The sequence below is a fragment of the Candidatus Cloacimonadota bacterium genome, assembly GCA_011372345.1.
Lineage (GTDB): Bacteria > Cloacimonadota > Cloacimonadia > Cloacimonadales > TCS61 > DRTC01.
The window spans coordinates 1-5,411 of the sequence record DRTC01000651.1 but is presented as its reverse complement, the minus strand read 5'-3'; the positions used below and the strand labels follow the sequence as shown (position 1 = coordinate 5,411).

The 5,411-nt window shown below is 35.1% G+C and carries 7 protein-coding genes; all 7 read left to right on the top strand.

Annotated features, from left to right (window positions below; all coding sequences use genetic code 11):
- A partial coding sequence (locus ENL20_12505; protein ID HHE39374.1) for a 4Fe-4S dicluster domain-containing protein occupies positions 1-940 on the top strand: 940 nt, incomplete at its 5' end.
- A 265-nt stretch (positions 941-1,205) separates the two neighbouring features.
- The gene (locus ENL20_12500; protein ID HHE39373.1) at positions 1,206-1,349 is read left to right on the top strand and encodes a 50S ribosomal protein L34; all 144 of its coding nucleotides are present in this window, start codon (positions 1,206-1,208) and stop codon (positions 1,347-1,349) included.
- A 14-nt stretch (positions 1,350-1,363) separates the two neighbouring features.
- A complete protein-coding gene (gene rnpA / locus ENL20_12495) occupies positions 1,364-1,696 on the top strand; it encodes a ribonuclease P protein component (GenBank protein HHE39372.1) in 333 nt (110 codons plus the stop codon).
- 3 nt (positions 1,697-1,699) lie between these two features.
- The gene (gene yidD / locus ENL20_12490; protein ID HHE39371.1) at positions 1,700-1,918 is read left to right on the top strand and encodes a membrane protein insertion efficiency factor YidD; all 219 of its coding nucleotides are present in this window, start codon (positions 1,700-1,702) and stop codon (positions 1,916-1,918) included.
- A gap of 135 nt (positions 1,919-2,053) precedes the next feature.
- Positions 2,054-3,709: a membrane protein insertase YidC gene (yidC, locus tag ENL20_12485; GenBank protein ID HHE39370.1), complete on the top strand. Its 1,656-nt coding sequence runs from the start codon at positions 2,054-2,056 to the stop codon at positions 3,707-3,709.
- Positions 3,706-4,407 (top strand): KH domain-containing protein, encoded by a 702-nt coding sequence (locus tag ENL20_12480; GenBank protein ID HHE39369.1) that lies wholly within the window; start codon positions 3,706-3,708, stop codon positions 4,405-4,407. The genes yidC and ENL20_12480 overlap by 4 nt, the downstream gene beginning before the upstream one ends.
- Positions 4,364-5,185, top strand: coding sequence for an MBL fold metallo-hydrolase (locus tag ENL20_12475; GenBank protein HHE39368.1), 822 nt, complete (start codon positions 4,364-4,366; stop codon positions 5,183-5,185). Before ENL20_12480 ends, ENL20_12475 begins: the two co-directional genes overlap by 44 nt.
- Positions 5,186-5,411 lie beyond the last annotated feature (226 nt).

The following is a 5,411-nucleotide window of genomic DNA, read 5'->3' as shown; positions in this document are numbered from 1 at the left end:
TGGTTATAAACCCATTATTCATGCAATAGAAAACAGTTTTTATCCAAATACGGTTAATATGGATTTACATATCTTTTTCTTCCCAGTATATGCAACAGCAGTTCCACATATTATGTGTAAATACTTGTTACATCTTAATAATGGGAAAAATGCAAAGACCGCGGTAATATCCACAAATGGGAGAATTAGCACTCGTGTTAGAGATGGTTATCAGGGCTGGGCTTTACATCAGGCTAGATTGCTTTTGTATTTTAAAAATTTTGATGTGTTTTTTTCTGACACTTTGGATTATCCGCACAATATGACTGCGTTTTTCCCGCCGAGAAGCAAAGAAAATAATCAAAAGATTATGGAGAAAGTTTTACCAAGAATTCACAATATTTCAAACAAAATCATCAAAGGTCAGAAAAGTCATCGTAAAATTTTTCTGCTGAATTTTATCTGGAGTATACCTTTTGGCTTTTTGTATTCTCTTATCGGCAGAAGGGTCATCGGTAAATTATATGTTGCCGATTTAAAATGCGATTTATGTGGTTTATGTGTACAGAAATGTCCTGTTAATGCTATTCATATAAAGAATAATAAAATCCATTGGAACTGGAATTGTGAAGGTTGTATGCGATGTATCAATATCTGTCCAAAACAAGCAATCCAAATGTCTTTTGTCAGATTGATGGCTTCCATTTTAGTTTATTGGAAAAATCCTCTATACCTTTCATATAAATTTATCCCTCTTATATTCTTAAAAAAATTAGGAAGTGCGGGAAAATTTACTTTTGAAATATTGATTGATATTTTTTTGTTTTTCCTTTTTTTCTCAATAATTGATTTTGTATTTTTTGTAATCTCCAAATTACATTTTTTTAGGAATATCATCAGTTTTGGATTTACCAAATTTTTTAATAGATATCGTTTGAAAGACTTTTTGCAAAAGAAATGAAAATATGATTTTTCTAAATTCTGATAAGATATACTCTCGCACAAAGAAGAAGCAAAATTAGAAGAATGAATTGGGAGTGAAAAATTAAAAAATTATTTTCTCCGAAATCAAGCAAAATCATTAAAAATATAAGCATTAGCTCCTGTCGGTCAAATAATTCTTGACAGCAAAACCACCAATTTGAACTTATCTCAACCTTTTAAAAAGGTGAAAAATAAAGAGTTAGGTTTTATAAAATAAATGAACTCGATGCAGGAGATAAAAAATGAAGAGGACTTATCAACCTCATAACCGGAAAAGGAAAAACAAGCATGGATTCCGGGCAAGAATGGAAACAAAAGCCGGAAGAAAAATTCTGGCACGAAGAAGATTGAAAGGAAGAAGCCGCTTAACAGTTAGTGATGAATAAGATTCAAAATCTCTATGAGATTCATAATCTCCACCCGGGAATATGAAAGTGTTTATCAAAAGAACACGAAATTAGAAAATGAACTTTTTATTTTCCTTGTGCAAAAGGAAATACCTGAACAGGAAATACCTGAAAAAAACTTTGCTGTCGGAATTGTAGTCAGCAAAAAAGTCGGAATATCTGTTATCCGGAATAAAGTCAAACGAAGGATCAAGGCTTTTCTCCGGGAAAAAAAGGAATGTTTTCCAACTAATACAAAAATTGTGATAATTGCCAAACAGAAAGCCGGAAATGCCGATTGGTTAGGAATAAAGCAACATCTATCCGAACTGTTCAATCGAATATAATTAATGAAAATATTCAATATACCGATTTTATTACTTATTGGATTTTACAGGAGAATTATATCTCCGGTTTTACCTCCAACCTGCAGATTTACTCCTACTTGCAGCAATTATGCTTTTCAGGCATTTAAAAAGTACAATTTATTCAAAGCAATGAAATTATCCATCTTCAGGATATTGAAATGTCATCCGTTCCATCCGGGTGGATACGACCCGCTTCCTTGAATTTTATAAATATTGAAATAACTTGAAGCCTTATATGAAAATTTACTCTACTCAATCATTTAACCAACAAAAAACTTAAGTCAAGGTCCGCTGAAACAAACTTAACTCAAGTTTTCATCTCAGGAGTTTTATTAAATGGAAAAAAAAACAATGTTAGCTTTGTTGCTGATCCTGTTAGTGTTCTGGATCAGTAACCAATTTATCTGGAAAAACAAACCTCAGCCTGTGTCCACGGAAGAAAGTGTGCAACCCGCTGCCACGATCCAAGATTCTATTCAACCACAACCTGTTCTTCCTCAGGAAACAAAGGTGGAGTTTGAAGAGACAACATTAGATATTGAGATCAATGATAATCTTATACTTGAAAATGACATGATGAAAATTATTTTCAGCAACAAAGGTGGAATTATCAGATCAATCCGGTTAAAAGAGTATTTTCTCTCTGACAAGATGACGCAAGTAGATCTCATCCCAAGCGGATTGGAATTCCTTAATATCGAACTTGAGGATAGAAATGGAAATATTTCCAACCTGGCAAACAAAGGATTTCAATATGATCTTGAGGGAAACAAATTGGTTTTTACCTATCAATCCGAAATCAGGAAAATCGAAAAGGTGTTTATTCTTGGTGATGGTTATGAATTAGATTTCAAACTTCTTGTCGATGGATCAGAAGAGATCACGGATTATTTTGTTTTACTTGAAAGCGGACTAGCGGAAACAGAGGATTCCAAAGGAGCAAAAAAATCCAAACCAATGGATTTTAAGATCCTGGCTCAAATCGATAATGTGGTGACCAAAAAAGGGAAATATGCGCTACGGAAGTTGAAAGAGCAGGTTACTCTCCCCGGTAAGGTTGATTGGGCTGCTATCCGATCAAAATATTTTGTGTTGGGAATTGCCCCGGATGATCTTGTTTTTTCAGATAAACTGATCGCTTTCAGTAATTATTATGAAGAAAACGGAGAAAGCAAGAAAACTCCTGCGATGAAAATAAAAACCAGGATCAATCGAGCTGAATTCGAAAATTCCTACAAACTCTATTTGGGACCGATCATCGGTCAAAACCTGAAAGCATTCAGTCCCGGATTTGAAAAGATACAGGAAAGTGCCTTCATTTTTGGAGAAACGCTGCGACCCTTGAGTAATCTTTTCAGTTGGGTATTCAAAACTCTTCATAAAGCAATTCCCAATTACGGGATCATCATCCTGATCTTTGCCTTACTGCTTAAAATCATTCTTTATCCCTTGACTCATAAAAGTTTTGAATCAACTACTAAAATGCAGAAAGTGCAGCCATTGATGAAGGAAATTCAAACCAAATACAAAAAAGATCCGAAACAGATGCAAATTGAATTGAAGAAACTTTACAAAGAACATGGCGTGAATCCTCTTGGCGGATGTCTGACAATGCTTCCGCAGATGCCGATTTTCTTTGCAATTTATCCGCTTATTCGTTATTCCATTGATTTGCGTCAAACCAGCTTTTTATGGCTTTACGACCTTTCCGAACCTGATCCGTATTACATTCTCCCGATCCTGATGGCGGTTTTTATGTTCGTGCAGCAAAAATTAATGGCACCTTCCCATCAATCTCTCGAAGAAATGGACGAAAAACAGAAAGCTCAGATGCAAAGCCAGAAAATGATGATGTACCTGATGCCGGTGATGATGCTTTTTATTTTCAGCAGTTTATCTTCCGGATTAGTTCTTTACTGGACTGTTTTCTCTATCTTATCATCGGTTCAGCAATTCTTGATCAAAAAGAAATTTAAACAGGAAAACAAATGAAAATCATAGAAAAAGAAGGAAAATCAACATCCAAAATCATTGCGGAATTTATGGAAGAGCATAATTTGAAGTTGGAAGATTTTAAGTTTGAAGTTATTGAAAAGGGTTCTTCCGGTTTTTTAAATATCTTCGGTGCTAAACCTACAAAAATAAGATTCATCCTTCCGGACATTGCCGATGATATCAAGGTTTATACGGAGCAACTGCTTAAACATTTAACTGCCGATTACGAGAGTGTTGTAGTTAATTTCAAAGATAATACTTATTTCATCAAGATTTCCAGTTCCAAAAATCCGGGTTATCTGATCGGTAAAGAAGCAAAATTACTGGACAGTATTCAGCACATCATCAACCAGATGATCAATAAAAAAGAGAAGAAGCAGGTGCGTATCCAGGTCGATGTAAACGATTATCGTCAGAAGCGAAAAAAAGCCCTGATCAATAAAGTAACAGCACTAAAAGACAAAGTTGCAAAAAGGGGAAAAAGCATCACGCTCGAACCTTTGGATGCTGCTAATCGAAAAATCGTTCATAAAATTATTGAAAAAGATAAACAGTTGAAAACCATGACCATCGGGGATGGTGAATTCAAGCGAGTTGTGATCCTACCTCCCACTAATGACAAAAAGCCTCCTGTAAAAGAGAAGAAGGTAAATGATGGTAAACGAAAACCAAGGTATCGAAGTCGGAAAAGTTAAATGTTTCCCGGTTTCTGCCGGAACATGGTGGGGAGATGGCGGTGCTGCGATGGGAGTTTTGCCGAAATCTCTCTGGCAGAAATTTTTGGAAACCGATGAGAAAAACCGGATTCAATTCGCTCTCAATCTTTTGCTCATCCAAACCGATGATAAAAATATTCTGATAGATACCGGGATCGGTAATAAAATAACTGAAAAACAAAAGAAAATCTATAATCCTTCCGAATTCGTTTTATTGAAAAACCTGCAGAAAATAGGATTGAATAGATACGATATTAATTTTGTGGTTTTAACTCATCTTCATTTTGATCACGCAGGTGGAATTGTTTCTATTTTCAACGAAAAGAAAGAACTGACCTTTCCGAATGCGATCCATATTTTCCAATCAAAAGAATGGGAAATAGCTAAAAATCCGGATGATCTGAATAAACCTGGATACAGCTTTAAGGAAGACCTGCAACTTCTGGAAGAATCAGGAAATTACCAGCTTATTGACGGAAATTATGAACTTTCTCCTGAAATAAAACTGGAACTTGTCGCCGGACATTCCGAGGGTTCGCAAATGGTCAGAATTGAAAGTGAAGGTCAGATCGCTTATTATGCGGGAGATATCATCTGCTTTGAAAGTCATCTGCATCCGGGAATAAGCACTTCTTATGATATTTGCCGGAAAGATACCTCGAAAGTAAAAAAGAGGATTCTGAAAGAGTTAAGAGAACGAAAGGGAATTTTATTTCTGAATCACGATGTGAAGAAAACATTCATTCGATTTAATTAAACTTGTAGGGAACAGGCATGCCTTTTCCCTACGAATACCGACAAAGAAACAAATTTAATTCTCATTTAAATTTGCAAATTCTTTGATAATTATAAATTAATCCTATTCCTCATCCCAATCTGGATATTGCTCCGGTGATCTTCCTACAGATTTTGTTATTTGCGGTTTTATTTTCTTGTTTTTGGATTCCTGAACATCTATGAGCTGCGTAATAAATCTCCAGCTA

Bases quoted from the DNA above. Each gene is read 5' to 3' on its own strand.
- ENL20_12500 (HHE39373.1), top strand. From the start codon at position 1,206: ATGAAGAGGACTTATCAACCTCATAACCGGAAAAGGAAAAACAAGCAT.
- rnpA (HHE39372.1), top strand. From the start codon at position 1,364: ATGAGATTCATAATCTCCACCCGGGAATATGAAAGTGTTTATCAAAAG.
- yidD (HHE39371.1), top strand. From the start codon at position 1,700: ATGAAAATATTCAATATACCGATTTTATTACTTATTGGATTTTACAGG.
- yidC (HHE39370.1), top strand. From the start codon at position 2,054: ATGGAAAAAAAAACAATGTTAGCTTTGTTGCTGATCCTGTTAGTGTTC.
- ENL20_12480 (HHE39369.1), top strand. From the start codon at position 3,706: ATGAAAATCATAGAAAAAGAAGGAAAATCAACATCCAAAATCATTGCG.
- ENL20_12475 (HHE39368.1), top strand. From the start codon at position 4,364: ATGATGGTAAACGAAAACCAAGGTATCGAAGTCGGAAAAGTTAAATGT.